The organism is Halobaculum roseum (genome assembly GCF_019880245.1).
GTDB classification, from domain to species: domain Archaea; phylum Halobacteriota; class Halobacteria; order Halobacteriales; family Haloferacaceae; genus Halobaculum; species Halobaculum roseum.
Genome location: NZ_CP082286.1, coordinates 2,250,019 through 2,268,442 on the forward strand (window position 1 = coordinate 2,250,019; position 18,424 = coordinate 2,268,442).

The following is an 18,424-nucleotide window of genomic DNA, read 5'->3' on the forward strand; positions in this document are numbered from 1 at the left end:
CAGTACCACACAGAAGCAAGCAAACAACCAAAGATTGGAAGTACTTCTATCAGCTCGTATTATTATATCCTCTTATCCTGTGCGATAGTTTGTTTCTCTTCTGACGCCATGAGTGGCCGGACGTACTGGATTCTGGACTTTCGAGCCGTGGAACGACTGTTCTAAGAATCCTACACAAACTTTATGATGTGTTAGTAAGGATGAGCGCATGGTATGCCTTACCAAATCGGTACAGACATCGGTGGGACTCACACCGACACCGTCGTCCTCTCGTCGGACGGGGAGCGCTACCTCGCCAAGGCGCCATCGACGCCCGACGACTTCAGCGTCGGCGTCATTGAGAGTCTCAAGGTCGCAGCCGACGAGATCGGCATCACGCTGGACGAACTCGTCGACAACACGGAACGGTTCATCAACGCGTCCACAGTTGCCACGAACACCATCGCCGAGCTCCAGGGCGCAAAGACCGGGCTCATCACGACCAAGGGGTTCGAGGACACGCTCCGCATCGCGCGGTCGCCGCGCAAGATACGCGAGTATGACCCGCACAAGCAGACCGGCGTCCCGGAAGTCGTCGACCGCGAATGCATCGAAGGCCTCGCGGAGCGAATGGACTACGACGGGAACGTCGTCGTCTCGCTTGACCGCGACGAGGCAGAAGCAGCCGTCGACCGACTCGTAGACAAGGACGTCGACACCATCGCCGTCTCGTTCCTCTGGTCATTCGAGAACGACGCCCACGAGAAGATCATCGGGGAGATCATCGAGGAGAAGTACCCCGAGATGCACTACTCGCTCTCCCATGAGATCTTCCCAGTCATCCGCGAATACGAACGCACGGTCACGACCGTGTTCAACTCCTACGCGGGCCCGAGCGTCGTCAAGTATGTCGAGAACCTCAGCGAGCGCCTCGAGAACCACGGGCTCGACTCCAAACCGCTCATCATGCACTCTGAGGGCGGCTACAGTACGCCTGAGGAAGCCAAGGAAAACCCGGTGACGCTCGTCAACTCCGGGCCCGCCGCGGGCGTGACCGGCGCGAACGAACTCGGGAAGCAACTCGGCGTCAAGAACATCCTCACCGCCGACATGGGGGGCACAAGCTTCGACACCTCCATGATCTACGACAATGAGATCCAGATGCGGAATCGCGCGAAGATCGGTGACTTCGACACCGGTCTGGACATCGTCGACGTCGAAGCCATTGGGAGCGGTGGCGGCTCCATCGGCTGGATCGACGATCGTGGCCAACCACAGGTCGGGCCCGAATCCGCCGGCGCCGACCCTGGGCCGGCCTGCTATGGCAAGGGTGGTACTGAACCGACGATCACGGACGCCGCGCTCACGCTCGGCTACCTGAATCCCGACTACTTCCTCGCCGGCCGCGACTCGCTCGACGAGGACGCAGCCCTCGAAGCCATCGAAACGCACCTCGCAGACCCCCTCGGGTACGACACCACCGAAGCGGCGTCGGCAATGATGAACCTCGCCATCGCGAAGATGAGCAACGCCGCACGCGCTGTCTCCGTGGAGCGAGGGTACGATCCCCGCGAGTTCGCCATGCTCGCGTACGGCGGAACGAGCCCGCTGTTCGCACCGATGATCTGTGGCGACATGAACATCGACCACATCATTATCCCCGACGAAGCCGCGAGCTTCTCCGCACGTGGCCTGCTGTCGGCGGATCATAAGCGGAGCTACTTCCGCACCCACCACACCGTTCTCGACGAAGACTCCGTCGTCGATATCTCGGGGATCTACGAGGACATGGAGGCCAAGGCGCGTAAGGACTTCGAGGACGAGGGCGTAGAGACCGAGAATCTCATCATGAACCGCCGGCTCGACCTCCGGTTCTCCGGACAGGCCGAAGAGTACCCCCTGAACGTCGAACAGCGCGGGTTCGAACCCGAGGACGCGAGCCGCATCGAGGAGCGGTTCATCGAGGATTACGAACGCCGGTACGGGTCCGGGACCGCCTGGATCGAATCCGACGTCGAGATCCAGAATCTCCGGGTCGAAGCGACGGCGCCGGTCCCGACACTCGAGACCTCTGGCGACGACGGCGTTCGCGCCGACGGCGGCGCCGACCCGGCGGACGCACTCAAACACCACCGCGAGGTCTACGTCCTGGAGGAAGACGGGTACCGTGAGCTCCCGATCTACGACGGGCGAGCGCTCTCGGCGGGCTTCGAACTCGACGAGCCCGCGATCATCGAACGTCCGTACACGACCGTGTACGTGCCGCCGGGCGCGTCTCTCTCGGTCGACGAGCACGAACACACGCACGTCCATCTCGGAGCGAACTGAAATCGAACACTGATACCAACACATGAGCCTCAAATCCACAGATGAACCGTCCGTCGAGGACGTCATGAACAACGACGAGCGGAAACGACTAGCCAGAGCGTGGGTCGACAGCGGCGACTTCGACCAGGTGACCGCGGAAGTCACCCAGATGCGCAACACGAACATTACGCACGAGATGGGTGAGACCCTCAAGCAGACGTCCGGGTCGCCGATCATTACCGAAGCGCAGGACTTCAGCACGTGCATCCTTGACACCGACGGCGGCATCGTCGCGACCGGGGCGTACCTCGTGTTCCACTGGGGTGCGGCGAAGAAGTGCCTGGAAGCGATCCTCGAGGAGTACGACGAGGAGGACCTGAACCCCGGTGACGGCATCATCATCAACCACACGAACTTGGGGATGCCCCACAAGCAGGACAACGGCATCGTCATGCCGGTGTTCTGGGAGGACGAGATCGTCAACTGGGTGTGGAGCGCCTCGCACATCGCCGACATCGGCGGCGTGTCGCCGGGTTCCTTCTCGCCGCAGGTGACGGATACATTCGGCGAGGGCATCACGCTCCCGCCGACGAAGCTCGTCAAGGAAGGCGTCGTCGACGAGGAGCTAAAGAAGGTCATCCAGGCCCAGAGTCGGGTGCCGGTGATGGCGTTCAACGACATCCGGTGTTTCATCGGCGCGAACAACGTCGCCCGCGACCGCATCCACGAGACGCTAGAGGAGAACGGGCTCGTCCAGCAGAAGATGTACGGCGAGGTCTCGAACGTCCTCACGGAGCGCGCGATGCGAAAGCGCATCGAGAAGCTCCCCGACGGCACGTACACGTCCGTCGGCTGGTGTGAGAACGACGGGGACCGGAACAAGACGTACCGGATCGAGTGCCAGGTCATCGTCGAGGGCGACGAGATGACGATCGACCTCACGAACAGCGACCCGCAGGCTCCCGGCCCAATCAACACCGGACCGGGGGCGGCGCTCGGGTGTTCGTTCACGCCGATCATGCTCCAGCTCGGGTACGACCTCACGCTGAACTCGGGGTTGACCGAGCCCGTGAACGTGGAGACACGCGAGGGCACGGTCCCGCACGTCGACGAGCACGGCGCGAGTGGGTTCGGGCACCTTGACGCCGGCCACGAGCTCTGCCGGCTCGTCACGGAGTCGCTCTCGGAGGCGATCCAGATGAGCGAACACGAGGACATCCACGACCGGGCGCAGGCGCCGTATGCGGACGACTGGTCGTGTGAGACGTACGCGGGCGTCAACCAGTACGGCGACCCGTTCGCGTGGCTGGACATGGACGGCGGCGGGATGGGCAACGGCGCCCAGACGGTTGTCGACGGCCTGGAGGCGGGTGGTCTGAGTACGCAGGTCGGGAATCGCGTGTCCGACATCGAGTGGAAGGAGCAGTCTTACCCCGTAATCCACCTGTGGCGTCGACTCAAGGAGAACGGCGGCGGTCCCGGGAAGTTCCGGGGTGGGAGCGGTCTGGATAAGGCGATGACGCTCTGGGACGCCGGGAGCGACGAGCTCGTCGGCGCGTTCCTCGCGGCTCGCTTCAACCTACCCCCGCGCGGGTACGGTGGCGGCGTCGCCGGGTCGGCGACGAAGCTCATCGACTACGAGGATACGGACATCAAGGAGCGCTGGGAGCGCGGCGAGTTGCCGTCGGCGCCCGACGAGTTCACGCCGGGGTCCGAGCACCTCACGGAGTCTAAGGAGGCCCCGCACGTCATGACCGATGGGAAAGTCGTCCGGCACGTCATCGCGTCCGGTGGCGGGCTCGGCGACCCGTTGACGCGCGAGCCGCGTCGCGTCGCGAAGGACGTGAGCGACGGTCTGGTATCGGTGAAAGCTGCGAAGAACGCGTACGGTGTGATACTCGACGACGACGGGAACGTCGACCAAGACGCGACGGACGCCCGACGGGACGACATCCGCGAACAGCGCCTCGAAGAGGCAGAGTACCCCAGTAACTAACGAGACCAATGGCTACTAACACGCAATCGACGCGGCGATTCGGCATGTACCTCGAGCTGGTCGAGGACGACGGCGACCGGTTCCTCCGGTGCCGGGAGTGCGAGGAACAGATCTGTGCGGTGGACGACGACTACGAGGACTGGCGCGACCACGTGCCGGTCCGCGAATCCGAGGTCGCGGACCGCATGGTCGACGACTTCGACATGTGGGTCAAGCGCCGCGAGGAGGAGGACAAGGCGGTGATGCTGGAGTACTACTGTCCAGGGTGTGCGGTCCAGTTGCACTCCCAGACGACGCTCGACACCGAGAAACGCCCCCTGCAGGTCGACCCCGACTTCCTCTAGGTCGGGGCCGACTGTTCAAAACAAGTAGCGACGCCAGCCCGCCGGGACGCCCTGGCGTGCCCATCTCGAGCCACGCGACCAAGAGAGGAATAACTCCATTTCGATTCGAGCCACGCAACGCTCCAGTCCTGTTCGGTCATGATTCTAGCCGGCGAGTTCGGCGTTAGGCGTCGGTCCCGAAACGGTCGGTGAGTAGTTCACGGGTCTCTTCGAGCGACAGAGGGCCGTCGGCGCGTGCTGCGCGGTCGTGAATCTCTTCGAGCGCGACGGCCACTGATTCATCGGTCGCGTCAACGTCGAGTGATTCGAGGAGTGCGCGGACGGCCCCGCGGCCGGTCTCTTCGCCGAAGAGGAGTTGATTCGACGCGCCGTACGTCGACGGGTCGAACGGCATGTACGTCCATGGTTCTCGGAGCATCGCGGCCGTGTGGAGGCCGCTCTCGTGTTTGTACGCGCGGTCGCCGATAACCGGTTTGTCGGGCGAAACGTCGACGTCCAGTGTCTGGTGGACGCTTTGTGCGGCGGGGACGAGTTCGTCGACGTCGAGGTGGAGATCGTCGCCGCGTTCGGTGAGGTAGACGGCGACCTCCTCAAGCGGGGCGTTACCGGCGCGTTCGCCGATGCCACCGATGGTGGCGTCGACGCGGGTGGCGCCGGCAGTGACGCCGGTCGTGGCGTTCGCGGTCGCTACGCCCATGTCGTCGTGGGTGTGGATGGCGACGGCCGCGTCGTCACCGATGGCGTCCCCAACGGCGGCGACGACGGTGTGGACGCGGTCGGTCGTCCCGGCGCCGGTCGTGTCGGCGAGCGTGACGTGGGCAGCGCCGGCGTCGACAGCGGCCCGGGCGCACTCGACGAGGAAGTCGACATCGGCGCGCATAGCGTCCATCAGCGTTGCGCCCGCGGTCGTCCCGGCTCCGGTCACGCGACGGACGTTCTCCACGAGGAGCGCTCTGGCCTCGTCGCGGGACTTCCCGAGGGCGTGCTCGAGTTGTACGTCGGAACTGGTGATGATGATCTCGACCTCGTCGGGGTCGACGGCGAGCGCGGCGTCAACGTCGCCGGGCGTTGCGCGCGCCAGGGCGGCAGTCCGGAGGCCGAGATCGTCGGCGTGGCGGTACCATCCGGCGCGTTCTTGGGCACGTGGGAAGGAGAGTTCGACACAAGATACGTCGAGGCGCGCGAGGGACTCGATGACGCGGCGGCCCTGTTCGTCGGAGATGCGAAGGTCTGGAACCTGTGACCCCTCCCTAAGGGTGAGGTCCTTGAACTCGACCATGCGTAAATTCGAGCGATGATGGTCTTAACTCTAGTCCCCGGGTGGTCGCCGCGTGGCCGTCGTATGGATGGTCGGAACGTGGAGCGTCTTTGGTTGTGGAGTGGGTGCAGTCCGGTGGTTTTGCGTTAAAATGTGTGGGCAGTGGCGTCCGTATCCGATACACTTAACGTGGTTGTTATTCGTTACCATGTATGCCGAGCCAGCAATCAGCGGAGAGTGCTACCAGTGCGCCTCCGCTATCCGACCTTAGGGTCCTCGAACTCGGAAACATCGTCGCGGGCCCCTTCGCCAGCTCCATCCTCGCGGACCTCGGTGCAGAAGTTGTGAAAGTCGAACGCCCCGGAACGGGTGACGTCATCCGGTCGTCGGGCGAGGAGGGGCAGGCCATCTTCGCAGCACTGAATCGGAACAAGCGTTCGGTCGCCCTTGACCTGAAAAGCGAGGATGGCCTCGAATCGTTCTACTCTCTGATTGAGAAAGCGGACGTGTTCATCGAGAACCTCGGCCGCGGCACACCAGAACGCCTCGGCATCGGCTACGAGGACCTCCGAGAGCTCAACTCCGAACTCGTCTACCTCTCCATCAAGGGCTTCCAGACGGGCCCGTACGGCGACCGCGCGGGCATGGATGTGGTCGCGGAGGCGATGTCCGGGCTGATGAGCGTCACCGGCGAACCGGGCCGCCCACCCGTCCGCGTCGGCACGTCCATCGCTGATATGGGCGCCGCCCTCTATGGCGTTATGGGCGTGTTCCTAGCGTTGCGCGACCGAGACCGCACCGGAGAGGGCCAGCGCGTCGACGGCACGCTCTTCGAGTCCGCGGCGCACTGGATGAGCTACTGGATCACGTATGCCGACCTTTCCGGGCACGCCCCGGAACCGCTCGGTGCGTCCCACCCGAGTTGGGGACTATACGACGTCTTCGAGACCGCAGACGGTTGGTTCTTTGTCGGCGTGACCACGGACAGACACTGGCCAGCGTTCTGCGAGGCAACCGGACTCACGGATCTCGAGGACGACCCGCGGTTCGCGACCGCCGCAGACCGACGTGACAACCAAGACGCGCTCTACGAGGTCGTCCAGCAGGAGTTCAGATCGCGGAGCCGCGACGCGCTTCTGGACGCGCTGAATGACGCGAACGTGCCTGCGGCGCCCGTCAACGACGCGACGGACCTCCTCGACGACCCCGGATTGGAGGCGGCGAACCTGCTGGCGCGGTTCACTCCACCGGGCGAGGACGCGACCGAGACCCAGACCGTGCTCGCACCAGTCATTGGGGAGCGATTCGGGCCATCGCAGTACCGTAGCCCACCGGGCGTCGGCGAGCACACTGACGAGGTGCTGGCGGAGTACGGCGATTCGACCGAGCAGCCGCCGGGCCCGCAGGACTGACCCAACTGGAGAGCTGGCCCGTCGAACGGCACCGTTTTCATCAGTTTTCCATCACGAGGGCGAAGACTTAACTCGCGGTGTGTTGCCATTACTCACGAACTAGGATGTCAGCAGACCTTCCCGGAGAGGTCCAGGAGTACGACCTCTTCATCGACGGCGAGTTCCGACAGTCGAACGGCGACGACCGCATCGAAGTCGACTTCCCATACGATGGCAGCATCTGGGCGAGCGTCCCGAACGGGACCGCCACGGACGTCGACGATGCCGTCCAGGCGGCCCGCCACGCGTTCGATCACGACGACTGGCGCAATACACAACCGAGTGGCCGGCGCACCGTGCTCAACCAGATCGCGGACGTCATCGACGAGTACAGCACCGAACTCGCCGAACTCGAGACCCTCCAGAACGGGAAGCTCCTCCGGGAGATGGAACCTCAGATGAACGTCATGGGCGACTGGTTTCGCTACTACGGTCGCCTCTGCGAGGACGTGGGCGAAGGCCGCACCATCCCCGTCGAGAACAAGGACGGCCAGATGTTCAACTACGTCCGGAAGGAACCTTACGGCGTCGTCGGAGCCATCACGCCGTGGAACTCGCCGCTCCTGCTGACGACGTGGAAGCTTGCTCCCGCGCTCGCCGCCGGGAACACGTTCGTCCACAAGCCCAGCGAGGAGACGCCGGTGAGCGCACTCCGGTTCGCCGAACTTGTGAACGAACACACCGACCTCCCCGACGGCGTCTACAACGTCGTCCCCGGAGAAGGACAGACCGGCGCCGCACTCGCCGAACACGACGGTCTCGACAAGGTTGCATTCACCGGGAGCACCGCCGTCGGCCGCGAGGTCGCGAAGACCGCCGGAGAGAACCTCACGAAGGTGTCGCTCGAACTCGGCGGGAAGAGCCCTAACGTGCTGTTCGAGGACGCCGACCTCGACAACGCTGTCAACGGCGTGATGAAGGGTATCTTCGCGGCGACCGGGCAGACGTGCATGGCTGGATCGCGCGTCCTCGTTCACGAAGACATCCACGACGAGTTCGTCGACCGCCTCACAGAGCGCGCCGGCGAGATCAAGCTGGGTGATCCGCGCGACCCCGAGACGGAGATGGGGCCGGTCGCGTTCCGCGGCCAGTGGGAGAAGGTCAAGGAGTACGTCGATAAGGGCCTCGAGGAGGGCGCACAGCTCGGTTTCGGTGGCGAGATGCCGGACTCCACGCCCGGCGAGTGCTTCATCCAGCCGACGGTGCTTGTCGACGTCGACAACGGCATGACCGTCGCCCAAGAGGAGATATTCGGGCCGGTCGCGAGCGTCATCCCATTCAGCACCGAGGAGGAGGCGATCGAGCTGGCGAACGATGTCGATTACGGACTCGCCGCCGCAATATGGACGCAGAACATGGGGCGCGCGAATCGGTTCGTCGAATCGGTGCGCGCAGGCACCGTCTGGGTGAACGAGTATCGCGTCGTCGCACCGAACTCGCCGTTCGGCGGCTACAAGGACAGCGGGCTCGGGCGCGAATGCGGCCGTGAGGGTCTCGAGGAGTACTATCAGACCAAGAGCGTCTGGTACGACCACGCCGGCGAGGTAGGCGACCCGTTCTCCCTCGACGTCGAGTAACCACGACCACTCGGCCTCACCCACGGCACGCTTTCGACTACGAACCCTGCGTCGACCGCGTGCATCAGACGCACTGAGCGGTTGCGTCGGAGCGACTCCGGAACTCTCAGGACGTAATCTATTTGCTGTTGGTTCACATACCCCAATACGCATGGCAGAGTTCGAGGTCCGAGAAGACGACACACCGCTAGGGAAGTTCGTGTACGACGGGTTCGCGGAGAAGTTTCAGCCACGTTTCGACGAGATCGCCGACGCGACGGGACTGGATTCCGTGCTGTTCATCCGGTCGACGCCGACGCACACCCGCATCGTCTGCACCGCCGGCCCGTACGCCGAGACCTATGTGAAGGGCGCGAAGGGTACGAAGAGCGTCAACGAGGGTGAGCACGAGGCGTATTGCGAGCGCGTACACAATACGGGTGAGGAACTGTACATCCCCGACGCCGAGGTCGACGAAGAATGGGTTGGGGCCGACGAGTTCGACGCCTTCGGACTCCGGTCGTACTACGGCGTCCCCGTCCGCTACGGGGACGATGTCGTCGGGACGGTGTGCGCGCTCGATGAAGACGTGTACGACTTCGAGGAAGGCGACCCAAGCGCCCTCGACATGCTCCGCGCCGTCCGCGACGACATCGAAGCCGACATCGAATCACACTTCGAGTAAAGAACGAGTTCAATCAAGTCCCGTGAAAATCCGGTCCGGCCTGCGGCACCGGGTGGACGTGTATAGTCTCATCCACGGCGATATCTTCGGATGACCTGGTAGTAGCGGCGGGATCGAGCCGGTCAGAGTTGGTTGCCGCAGTCCCGGCATTCGATCAGCATGTGCTCGGGGGCTGGCATCCGTCGGTCCTCGGCGTCGTCAGTGGGGCGGAACGTATGGACGGTCTCCGCGCCGCACTCCGGGCAGTCGACGAGGCCAAGCGCTTGCTCCCACTCGTGGCGGGCACCCGGCGAGCCGATTGAGATGGCGCGGACCACATCATCGCTGTCGTTCGTGCCCTGCTGGTAGATGTCGTCTTCGTGGAAGTGGATGAGTTCGTTCGGGCCGATAGTAACCGTCTCCGCCTCAGTTCCGGGACCCTCTTTGAGCGTCCAGGTGGCGGTGCCTTCGGATACGTAGAACAGCTCCTCCTGATTCAGGTGCTTGTGCGGGGCGCCGGAGAACGCCTCCCCAGGCTGGAGTTCGAAGAACACCATCGCGAAATCCATTCCCTCGACGGCCCGAGAGATGGGACGGCGGTTGGAGTTCGCACCCATGAGGTGCGGGACGGTCTCGACGGCGTCGACTGACAGTCGCTGCATGACTTTGCTAACTCGTATCACACAATATAGCTTCGGGTCACACCAAAACATGGGAAATCAGAGCGTCGATGGATTTCTTTCAGCGGCCGGGCCGGGGAGGCGGAGAGAATGATTTATACTCTCCTTGGCAGAGGATAGCATATGCCAGTAGAGTCGCGGGCAGCGGTACTCGAAGAGCCGATCGACGACCACGAATTCAGCGAACAGCGGCCGGTGTCGATACAGACCGTCGAGGTCCCGGACCCCGAAGGCGAGGAAGTGCTCGTCGAGATCGAGGCCACGAGCCTCTGTCACACTGACGTTGGGTTCGCGCTGGGCCACTTCGACGTCCCGTATCCGATCGTGCTCGGGCACGAGGGCGCCGGCGTCGTGCGCGCGGTTGGCGACCGTGTCGAGGGACTCGCGGAGGGAGACCACGTCGTGCTCGGGCGCATCGCGTGCGGGCGCTGTCAACACTGTCGCGGCGGGCACTCGAACCTCTGCGCCGAGCGCGTCCCCGCCAACGAGCGCGGCACGCTCCGCAACGGTCGAGTCCCGTTCTCGCGCGACGGCGAACCCGTCCATCACTGCCTTGGCGTGTCGTCCTTCACGGAGTACACGCTCGTCACCGAGGACGTCGCCATCCCCGTACCCGACGAACTCCCGATGGACCGCGCGTGCCTCCTCGGGTGTGGCGTCTTCACTGGATTCGGCGCGGTCGAGCGCACGGCTGGGGTCGAGCTCGGCGAGTCGACCGCGATCTTCGGCGTCGGCGGCGTCGGCCTCAACGGCGTGCAGGCCGCGGACATCTGTGACGCCAGTCACGTCATCGCAGTGGACATGGTCGAGGAGAAGCTCGAGATGGCGCGCGACCTGGGCGCCACCCACACCGTGAACGCGAGCGAGGAGGACCCCGTGGATGCGATTCGCGAGATCTGTCCGGACGGCGTCGATTACGCGTTCGAGATGACGGGCCACAGTTCGGTCATCACGCAGGGCCTGGACGCGGTCGGGTCGCGCGGCGAAGTAATCGTCGTCGGCGTCCCGCCCTTCGGGAAGGAGGAAGTCGACCTCGACGTGTACGGAATGCTGTTCGGGGAGAAGGTCATCCGCGGGTCGCTATCCGGTTCGTACAACCTCCCGCTTGCCATCCCGAAACTCGCCGACCTCGTCGTCGACGGCACGCTCTCGCTGGACGGGCTGATAACCGATACCCGACCGATGACCGAGGTGAACGAAGCGATGGACGCCCTGGAGGGAGGCGGCCAGATACGCCAGCTCCTCGAGTTTTGACTGAGCCGGTTCTCTCGTGCTCGCGGAGCAGCGCCCACACGGAATCCTTCACGGGCTCGGCGTCGACGCCATTTGCCTCGCGGACCACGTTTTACAGCCACGGGAGGTGAGCGAACGAGAACACCGGCCAGTACTCGCTCGGTGGACCCTGTCGGCGACGATGCGCTCGTAACCGCTCGATACCCGGTTCAGCAGCGGCGGTCGCTGCCACTCTTGGCTCCTCCGGTAGACTCGGAGGACGCCTTCCTCGAGATCTACGTCGGGTGGCGCGATCTGCTTCGGCCACCCGTGGTCGAGGACATCCTCGGTGCGACAGTCCATCCAGCGGACGCGACTGCGTTGAGTCTACGGATCGTCAGAAGATAGGATAGTATGTGCAGAGTTGAGATCAGCCGCTGGGTGTGCGAGTGTCCCACTGAAGATACAAACGAGTCCACTCACGGTTCTACCGTCGTGCAAGACACAACGCGCCGATCTCGCATACCATATTATTTCGACCCCGCCAATAGCGTTCCCGCCGCAAATGTTCCGTCGAAGGGAGATCCCTATCAACGGGGTGATATATTTGACTCGGCTATATTGAGGTTTGCCTTCAGGCCGGGCATTTGCAACGTACCTTGGCCATTACCGTACTTGTGGGACCCTGTCTTACTGTCTTTAACCAAGATGACGTATTGCTTTCTGTGGGCTTGACCCCTATGCTTGGAGTGAAGATCCTGCTTAATTATCTCACTCTTTTTAGGTCTCAAATCGGGGATTGGTTTCACGTAACACGAATGTCTACGGGTCGTTGAATATCATAGTGTTGGACGAGCAACGCAAGCACCAGGCGGACCTTTAGCTGACTGCACGTCGGTGTTCAAAAGTAGATAGAGAGTGAAGCGGAGCGATTCTCTACGGATCGATGCCACAAATCGCTCGTCTCAACGATCGATGGAGCGAGATCGAGTTAGCGTTTGAGGAGCAATAAGAAACACAAGTTCAGTTGTAAAACTGATACTCGTTCGATCCTGCCTAAAATACCAATTTCAATTACTATATTTGTTCTCGATAGGTTCGTCAAAATTTGGCTCTATCTCCGATCCACAACTGGGTTCACAATGGTGATCTCCAGCCGAGGAACGGTCGAGATCCGGAGTACGTTCCGATTGGGGAGACCGTGATCCGACTCAACGATGTGTGGTAGGGGTTGTACGCTGTCGTCGATCCACCAGCAGAGAATTTGCCGTATACAACGATTGAAACCGTCCGACCCAACGCTTTTGCTCAGGAATTATGTACTAACTGCTTGAGAAACACGACGTCGAAAACGTGTGTTTCTCGTCGACTGAGCCGCACCACACCCAAGACGCGTGATCTCGACACGGCTTCGGTTATTGACACAAGAAAATTGGTGAACGGAACGGAAGAAAATATATTTTTCCTGATGTAATATAGGAATTATCTTTCTCCGTATTGTTCTAAGAATACAATTAATAAAACTGTTGGCGAGTGTATAGACGTTCCGCTTCGCTTGAACTCAGCGTATCTGAACATTATCCACTTTAACGAGCCCAATTTCTCCAACAATCGGACCACGTCTAATCTAGCGAGTCTGGGTCTGCTACGTCCAGATCGGATTGTGAAAGACTGCTCTGGGACTCAGTGTACTCGAGCGGTTCGATTGGAACAACCTGTGGCCTGTATCCCGGCTCGATTCCTATTGCCTCAATGCCGAATACGTCCGCGAGAAGCTGTTTCGCGATCACTTCCTGGGGTGGTCCGCGGGCGGATATCGACCTCGACGCCGGCGGGCACGTCCGAACGAACACGCTCGCGACGCTGGCCCCCCACCCGCGTTATCTCGACCGTATCACCGTCGCCCGCGGGTTCACGCCGTATCAACACGCCGCGCTGCTGGACCGGCTCCCACGGGTCGTCTCGAACTGTGTGGTCGAGCGGGTCGAGTCCGCCGTCATCGTGGTCCCAGCGATGGACTGCTCTACCGAACCGACGAGATCGTGCGGTCGGCGGCCGAGGACCTGCTCGTCCGCGGCTGGCGACGCTGGCCGGGATCGCTCGCGAGCGTGATATCCCCGACGAGATCGAGACGCTTGAGTCGCGGTCGGCGGCGATCAAATGGATCCTCGTGTCGTGTTTCGGCTACCAGGGGTTCTCGAACGCGAAGTTCGGCCGGATCGAGTGCCACGAGTCGATCAACGCGTTCGCCCGCGAGATCCTCCTGGACGCGAAAGCCGCACTCGAAGACGGGGGGTGGCGTGTGCTCCACGGGATCGTGGATTCGATCGGGGTGACGCCCGCACCGGACGTACCCGAACCCGAGCGACGGCCGCTCGACGCCATCGCCGCGGCGGTGTCCGAGGCGGCCCGGATCGAACTGGAGTACGAGGACGCCTTCGACTGGGTCGCGTTCTGTCCGCGCCGCGACGGCGACGGCGGGGCGCTGACGCGGTACTTCGGGCGCCGCCGCGATGTCGCGTATCCGGCCTCGGGGCTCGGTGACGCGGTCAAAGTTCGCGGGATCGAGGCGCGACAGGACGACACGCCGCCGTGGATCGCACGGCTGCAGGCGGCGCTGATCCGAACGCTCGACGAGACGCACGACGCCGCGGCCGTCGTCGGGACGCTTCGCCGGTGGCTCGGCCGGGTCGCTGACGGGGCGGTCGACCCGGAGGCGCTGATCGTCGAGCAGCGGGTGTCGAAGCACGTCGAACAGTACCGTCACGAGACGGTGACCGTCGCCGCGCTGAAGCGGGCGACGTGGAAGGACTGTGCGCTCGCCCCCGGCCAGCAGGTACGGTACGTGGTCGTCGACGACGACGCGACGGGGCTCGGTCGAGTGCGGTTGGCACACGAGTCGCTGTCGGGGTACGATGGCGACTGGTATCGAGCGGAGGCGATCCGTGCGGCCGAGAGTGTGTTGTCGCCGTTGGGGATGGATCGGGGAGAGATCCGGGAGCGACTCTCGGGAACGACCGCCGCGACGCTCGATAGCTACCAGTCGTAATCCGGGGACTGGCGTTCAGATCGTACCAGATGCCTACGGGTGGAGTTTTGATGTCTACCACGACCGGCCGAAATTCAGGGCGACAGTACGGTAGGAAACGCAGGCGAAGGTGGATTCCAACCACCCGGACGGTATCGTCTATGGCTTCTCACACCTACCGCACGCTCAGAAGAGAAGATTCGCGACCGGGACGCCGAGCTGGAGCACATCAGTGCCCAGACGGAACTCAGCACTCAAGACGGGCGGGCGAAGCGGACCCCCGAGGTCGTCACCGAACGTCGGCAGCGCAAACGGGCGGAACGCACTCTGGACGGGACGGATCCGAGCGAGCGCCTCTCTCGGATGGAGCTGGCGACGGAGAACGAGGAAGCAGACCGGATCGCACAGCGGCTTCGGACAGACCACAGTCGAGCGGCCGTCTCCCGGGTGCTCGCGAGGCGGGTCGCACGGGGCCAGGACATCACCGAAGCGGTGTTCGCGACGATGGACGAATTGAAGGCGGCCCCCGGGCCCATCTGCCCCATCGAGGATGTCCCGGACGTGCCGACCGACGAGGTGAGCATCGAAGGTGAGGTGATCACGCTCTGGGATGCCAGCAATTCGAAGATCGCCCAAGTGGGCCTGATCGCAGACGACACCGGAAAAATCAAGTTCATCTCGCGGCGCAGATCGGAGCCAGCCTGCGTCCAGGAAGGTGACACCGTGCGGATGCGGGCCGACAAGAAGAACTGGTACGAGGGACGGTGCTCACTCGCCGTGACCTACGACAGTATGATCGTCTTCCCAGAGCGCGACCGCCGCTGGTGGGAAGCGTAGGGGACTAAATGCCCTCTTTTTCTGGTGAGTGCCCGACCGGCCCAACCCCCGCCGCCCCGCCCACCGCTCCGTGCTCGCTCCCTCCGGTCGCTGCGCGCGCATCCACGACCCTTCGAATAGGTTTTTTTGTTGCACTGCGAATGGTGTCGGTGCAAGCAGACCGACGAGTGACACAGTGAAAGTCACCATAGATCTCCAGTAACCAGTACTAGACTAGATTTTCTCTTGATGATGATTTTTCGTCATTTCCCGTCTATATCGTACTCTGAGAGATTGACGTTTCGGTGTACCCAGATCTCCATCGCTGTGTCAATCAAGTCTCGGAAAGAGTCGAACTCAGAGTGTTCTCTGACAACTTCGTCAACGTCGGCATCAACTGTGTCGCCGACTTTCACGTTATCAAGGCTAGTTGGTAGTGAGTTCTCGAACTCTTCTAGCGAGTCGAAGTCTGTGTATTCCTCGAAGAAAGCCTCTGAAAATAGGTCCGACCGGTCAAGGTAATTCAACGCGATATCTACAATGTCCTGGTTTGCCCATTCCTCGGAAGCTTCTCGGTCGTCCTGTTCAAGCGCTTCTGAGGCATCAGCGAACTCTTGCTCGATATCGTCGACAAGCTTCTGCATCCCCATCATATCGGCCACAGACCGGGAATTTACACTCATCATTAACAGATCGGTTGTGACCTGTGCAAGAGAGATTGCCGTGAGTTGACCTGGAAGATTCAGTCCGGCGTTCGAGGGACCTGCAAGCAATACACCTGGCTGTTCGATGTCCTCGTGGCGAATGATCCCTAATCGGTCAAGCGTTCCCTTTGACCCTGCGTGGACGGATTCGCAGGCCAGTCTATAGTACGGATAGAGATGCTCCAAATCAACCTCTTTTCTCATACTCTGGCCGCTGTGCGCTTCAGCTGCCCAGCCAGATCCACGCCCACCATCGTCGATAGATTCACCGAGCTGGTCAACGAGTTCGTCTTTTATTTCTTCTAACTCTTCAAGCACTTCGGATTCAAGGGGCTCGACGTTGAGGGCATCTTGGTGTTCTTGGTAAGTCTCAGCGAAGTAGTATTCCCAGACGTTGCGGTATTTGAGGAAGCGTTCTGCAGTGTCTTCACCGTACTTAGAGATGAATGAGGTGGTGGTAGAGAGTTCGTAAAGTGATCGCCAGCGTGCGAATGCTCCGTCGGCGAACCCTCCTTTCAGCAAGTGGTGGATTTCTAAAGCGACTTGGACAGATCGGGAGTGAAGGTGTAGAAGAGCTTCAAGCTGGTAATTGTCTTCCTGCCGGGCTTGGAATCCGTGATCCTGGTTGATTGCCCTACCGCACTCCATTGACCAGATGACGAGGCGTTCGAGAAGTTCTAGGGGTTCACCCCATCGTTCCTCGAGTCCCTCCTGGAAGCCTTCGATAGTTTGGTGGTACCGTTCCAGACCTTCGTCATTGTTGAGGATCCGTTCGTAGGTGTCCGTAGCGAGCTCCTCAATGGATCCCTCCACGGATTCTTCTACGACGTTCTGGATGTCTTCCGGGCTGACATCGTCTAGTTCGTCTTCTTCGAGGTCCTCGAGTTGTTCGCTTAGTACGTCTCGGATCGCGTCAATAAGTGGGTCATCTGAGAGATCGATATCGTCTGTGAAGTCCTCGCCCATACTTAGATTGAGTATGGCTCGATTGATTGATTTAGTCCTACCCTCTAGTTGACCGGCTACAGCACACTCTTCGAGGGGACAGGTAAAATGTCGAGCCACGACGCTTCAGTAGTCGACACGATGCAGAACATCAACGGGATTCTCCCGGTCAGCCAAATCGAGGAGGAAGTCGCCTACGTGGATTTCGACGCAGTCTACAAGGATACCTTTGACTCATTCAACCAGTTCTCTGAGTACCAGTGAAGATTTAGCTACGGACTGGACAGCGATACAGGCCGGAACTTGGTAGACTACACGAACAGGAGTGGCGGCATCGACAACATCACGGTAACGATGTACTCCCTGAGTTGGCGGAGAAACTGTTTTGATGGTTCGGTAGCCAGTACTCGGGAAATGAGTATTAGCGATCAGAAGATCCATCGAGAAATTCTGAGCTTCATCTATGAGAAGATGAAAGATGATCTACGACGTGATGCCAATCTCCGTGAAATGGTTGAGGAGTTCGAGGATCTGGATGTGGACGAACTCCGGTACTACGCTCTTGTGTAGCACTTTGTTGATCTCACAGCGTAGCTTTGATAGCGTGTTTGAGCGCTTCTCTTCCCGGTTTCCGCAGTAGTTTTCGTCGAAGCTGGAACGCTCGGAGATACTGTGTGAGCTTATCTTTTGAGACGCCTCGATGAGGCGAGAGCCACGGTCGCAGCAACGATCCGTGGCTCTCGCAGGTATTGACGTGGACGTCTTCATTCGCGTATTCGCCGTCGCCGTGGACGACGTATTCGCGGTCGAATGCGTCGTCCTCGTCGAGTGGGTCGTAGGTACGAAATCCGTCAGTGTAGACGGTCAGTGGCTCCTTCTCGCGGTTTGCGAGAAGGAGCCGAACCGTCGATTCATCGGCGGATTTCGCGGGGATCACATACCGATTGCCGGTGCCGCGATCGACGATCGTGAACACCGGCGGTTTGTCCTGCTCGTACGATCCTCGTCCACGCGTGGACAGGCCACGCGAGCGCGACCGACCGTCGCGCTCGCGGCCTTTCAGCCCTGCAGAAACGTAGACTTCGTCGATTTCGACGGGACCGACGAGGTCGAGCGAAGGCGCGTCGAGCGCCTTCGTGAAGCGCTCGACGCGCTGGTAGATCGTTTTGTACTGAACGTCGATTTCGAGCTGAAGTTGGCGAAGACTCGTGTTAAACCGGAGAAACGCGTAAATCGAGAACAGCCACTTCCTGAGCGCGACTTTCGAATGGGCGAAAATCGTGCCGGTCTTGTCGTTGAATGTGCGGTCGCAATTCTTACAGAGATAGCGCTGAAAGTGCCCATAGCTGCCGTTCTTGACCGTTCGGTCAGAACGGCAGCGAGGGCAAGTAACACCGTTACGCCAGCGAACCTGCTGCAACAGGTCCGCTGCGACCGATTCCGACCCAAACACATCTAGCGGAATCATGCCTAACGGACACCGC

General features: G+C 61.3%; 16 protein-coding genes. 11 read left to right on the plus strand and 5 right to left on the minus strand.

Annotation, left to right across the window (positions count from 1 at the left end; genetic code table 11):
* The first annotated feature begins 213 nt into the window (after positions 1-213).
* Genes K6T36_RS11395 through K6T36_RS11405 form a run of 3 tightly spaced genes read left to right on the plus strand, consistent with a single transcriptional unit; the run spans position 214 to position 4,626 of the window.
* Positions 214-2,307 carry a hydantoinase/oxoprolinase family protein gene (locus tag K6T36_RS11395; RefSeq protein WP_222921390.1) on the plus strand — a complete coding sequence of 698 codons (2,094 nt, stop codon included), beginning with the start codon at positions 214-216 and terminating at the stop codon, positions 2,305-2,307.
* A 22-nt stretch (positions 2,308-2,329) separates the two neighbouring features.
* Complete coding sequence (locus K6T36_RS11400) at positions 2,330-4,282, plus strand: hydantoinase B/oxoprolinase family protein (RefSeq protein WP_222921391.1); 1,953 nt, start codon at positions 2,330-2,332, stop codon at positions 4,280-4,282.
* Positions 4,283-4,326: 44 nt separating this feature from the next.
* Positions 4,327-4,626, plus strand: a complete 300-nt coding sequence (locus K6T36_RS11405; RefSeq protein ID WP_222921392.1) for an acetone carboxylase subunit gamma — start codon at positions 4,327-4,329, stop codon at positions 4,624-4,626.
* 163 nt (positions 4,627-4,789) lie between these two features.
* On the opposite strand, the gene K6T36_RS11410 is transcribed toward K6T36_RS11405, so the two are convergent.
* Complete coding sequence (locus K6T36_RS11410) at positions 4,790-5,905, minus strand: LeuA family protein (RefSeq protein ID WP_222921393.1); 1,116 nt, start codon at positions 5,903-5,905, stop codon at positions 4,790-4,792.
* Between the two features lie 191 nt (positions 5,906-6,096).
* On the opposite strand from K6T36_RS11410, the gene K6T36_RS11415 reads away from it, so the two are divergent.
* The 3 genes from K6T36_RS11415 to K6T36_RS11425 all read left to right on the plus strand — a co-directional run bounded on the left by K6T36_RS11415 (position 6,097) and on the right by K6T36_RS11425 (position 9,576).
* Positions 6,097-7,296, plus strand: coding sequence for a CaiB/BaiF CoA transferase family protein (locus tag K6T36_RS11415; RefSeq protein WP_222921394.1), 1,200 nt, complete (start codon positions 6,097-6,099; stop codon positions 7,294-7,296).
* 104 nt (positions 7,297-7,400) lie between these two features.
* The gene (locus tag K6T36_RS11420; protein ID WP_222921395.1) at positions 7,401-8,912 is read left to right on the plus strand and encodes an aldehyde dehydrogenase; all 1,512 of its coding nucleotides are present in this window, start codon (positions 7,401-7,403) and stop codon (positions 8,910-8,912) included.
* Between the two features lie 151 nt (positions 8,913-9,063).
* On the plus strand, positions 9,064-9,576 hold the full coding sequence (locus K6T36_RS11425) for a GAF domain-containing protein (RefSeq protein ID WP_222921396.1): 513 nt from the start codon (positions 9,064-9,066) through the stop codon (positions 9,574-9,576).
* Between the two features lie 122 nt (positions 9,577-9,698).
* Here the strand turns inward: K6T36_RS11425 and K6T36_RS11430 are convergent, their stop codons facing one another.
* Entirely contained in the window at positions 9,699-10,217 is a 519-nt protein-coding gene (locus tag K6T36_RS11430) for a cupin domain-containing protein (RefSeq protein WP_222921397.1), read from the minus strand.
* A 141-nt stretch (positions 10,218-10,358) separates the two neighbouring features.
* On the opposite strand from K6T36_RS11430, the gene K6T36_RS11435 reads away from it, so the two are divergent.
* Positions 10,359-11,489 carry a zinc-binding dehydrogenase gene (locus K6T36_RS11435; protein WP_222921398.1) on the plus strand — a complete coding sequence of 377 codons (1,131 nt, stop codon included), beginning with the start codon at positions 10,359-10,361 and terminating at the stop codon, positions 11,487-11,489.
* A 1,580-nt stretch (positions 11,490-13,069) separates the two neighbouring features.
* Here the strand turns inward: K6T36_RS11435 and K6T36_RS11440 are convergent.
* On the minus strand, positions 13,070-13,237 hold the full coding sequence (locus tag K6T36_RS11440) for a hypothetical protein (RefSeq protein ID WP_222921399.1): 168 nt from the start codon (positions 13,235-13,237) through the stop codon (positions 13,070-13,072).
* Between the two features lie 380 nt (positions 13,238-13,617).
* Here K6T36_RS11440 and K6T36_RS11445 point away from each other — a divergent pair, with 380 nt between their 5' ends.
* Positions 13,618-14,496 carry a hypothetical protein gene (locus K6T36_RS11445; RefSeq protein ID WP_222921400.1) on the plus strand — a complete coding sequence of 293 codons (879 nt, stop codon included), beginning with the start codon at positions 13,618-13,620 and terminating at the stop codon, positions 14,494-14,496.
* Between the two features lie 342 nt (positions 14,497-14,838).
* Positions 14,839-15,312, plus strand: a complete 474-nt coding sequence (locus tag K6T36_RS11450; RefSeq protein WP_222921401.1) for a hypothetical protein — start codon at positions 14,839-14,841, stop codon at positions 15,310-15,312.
* A gap of 242 nt (positions 15,313-15,554) precedes the next feature.
* Here K6T36_RS11450 and K6T36_RS11455 read toward each other — a convergent pair whose 3' ends face one another.
* Complete coding sequence (locus tag K6T36_RS11455; protein WP_225935112.1) at positions 15,555-16,961, minus strand: DUF5677 domain-containing protein; 1,407 nt, start codon at positions 16,959-16,961, stop codon at positions 15,555-15,557.
* Between the two features lie 48 nt (positions 16,962-17,009).
* Here K6T36_RS11455 and K6T36_RS11460 point away from each other — a divergent pair, with 48 nt between their 5' ends.
* Positions 17,010-17,204 carry a hypothetical protein gene (locus tag K6T36_RS11460; protein WP_222921402.1) on the plus strand — a complete coding sequence of 65 codons (195 nt, stop codon included), beginning with the start codon at positions 17,010-17,012 and terminating at the stop codon, positions 17,202-17,204.
* A 39-nt stretch (positions 17,205-17,243) separates the two neighbouring features.
* On the plus strand, positions 17,244-17,510 hold the full coding sequence (locus K6T36_RS11465) for a hypothetical protein (protein ID WP_222921403.1): 267 nt from the start codon (positions 17,244-17,246) through the stop codon (positions 17,508-17,510).
* 13 nt (positions 17,511-17,523) lie between these two features.
* On the opposite strand, the gene K6T36_RS11470 is transcribed toward K6T36_RS11465, so the two are convergent.
* The gene (locus K6T36_RS11470) at positions 17,524-18,408 is read right to left on the minus strand and encodes an IS1595 family transposase (RefSeq protein ID WP_222921354.1); all 885 of its coding nucleotides are present in this window, start codon (positions 18,406-18,408) and stop codon (positions 17,524-17,526) included.
* Positions 18,409-18,424: the final 16 nt, after the last annotated feature.

What these genes read in the sequence shown, in the direction of transcription:
- K6T36_RS11395 (WP_222921390.1), top strand. Translation starts at nt 214, where the DNA reads ATGCCTTACCAAATCGGTACAGACATCGGTGGGACTCACACCGACACC.
- K6T36_RS11400 (WP_222921391.1), top strand. Translation starts at nt 2,330, where the DNA reads ATGAGCCTCAAATCCACAGATGAACCGTCCGTCGAGGACGTCATGAAC.
- K6T36_RS11405 (WP_222921392.1), top strand. Translation starts at nt 4,327, where the DNA reads ATGTACCTCGAGCTGGTCGAGGACGACGGCGACCGGTTCCTCCGGTGC.
- K6T36_RS11410 (WP_222921393.1), bottom strand. Translation starts at nt 5,905, where the DNA reads ATGGTCGAGTTCAAGGACCTCACCCTTAGGGAGGGGTCACAGGTTCCA.
- K6T36_RS11415 (WP_222921394.1), top strand. Translation starts at nt 6,097, where the DNA reads ATGCCGAGCCAGCAATCAGCGGAGAGTGCTACCAGTGCGCCTCCGCTA.
- K6T36_RS11420 (WP_222921395.1), top strand. Translation starts at nt 7,401, where the DNA reads ATGTCAGCAGACCTTCCCGGAGAGGTCCAGGAGTACGACCTCTTCATC.
- K6T36_RS11425 (WP_222921396.1), top strand. Translation starts at nt 9,064, where the DNA reads ATGGCAGAGTTCGAGGTCCGAGAAGACGACACACCGCTAGGGAAGTTC.
- K6T36_RS11430 (WP_222921397.1), bottom strand. Translation starts at nt 10,217, where the DNA reads ATGCAGCGACTGTCAGTCGACGCCGTCGAGACCGTCCCGCACCTCATG.
- K6T36_RS11435 (WP_222921398.1), top strand. Translation starts at nt 10,359, where the DNA reads ATGCCAGTAGAGTCGCGGGCAGCGGTACTCGAAGAGCCGATCGACGAC.
- K6T36_RS11450 (WP_222921401.1), top strand. Translation starts at nt 14,839, where the DNA reads ATGGAGCTGGCGACGGAGAACGAGGAAGCAGACCGGATCGCACAGCGG.
- K6T36_RS11455 (WP_225935112.1), bottom strand. Translation starts at nt 16,961, where the DNA reads ATGGGCGAGGACTTCACAGACGATATCGATCTCTCAGATGACCCACTT.
- K6T36_RS11470 (WP_222921354.1), bottom strand. Translation starts at nt 18,408, where the DNA reads ATGATTCCGCTAGATGTGTTTGGGTCGGAATCGGTCGCAGCGGACCTG.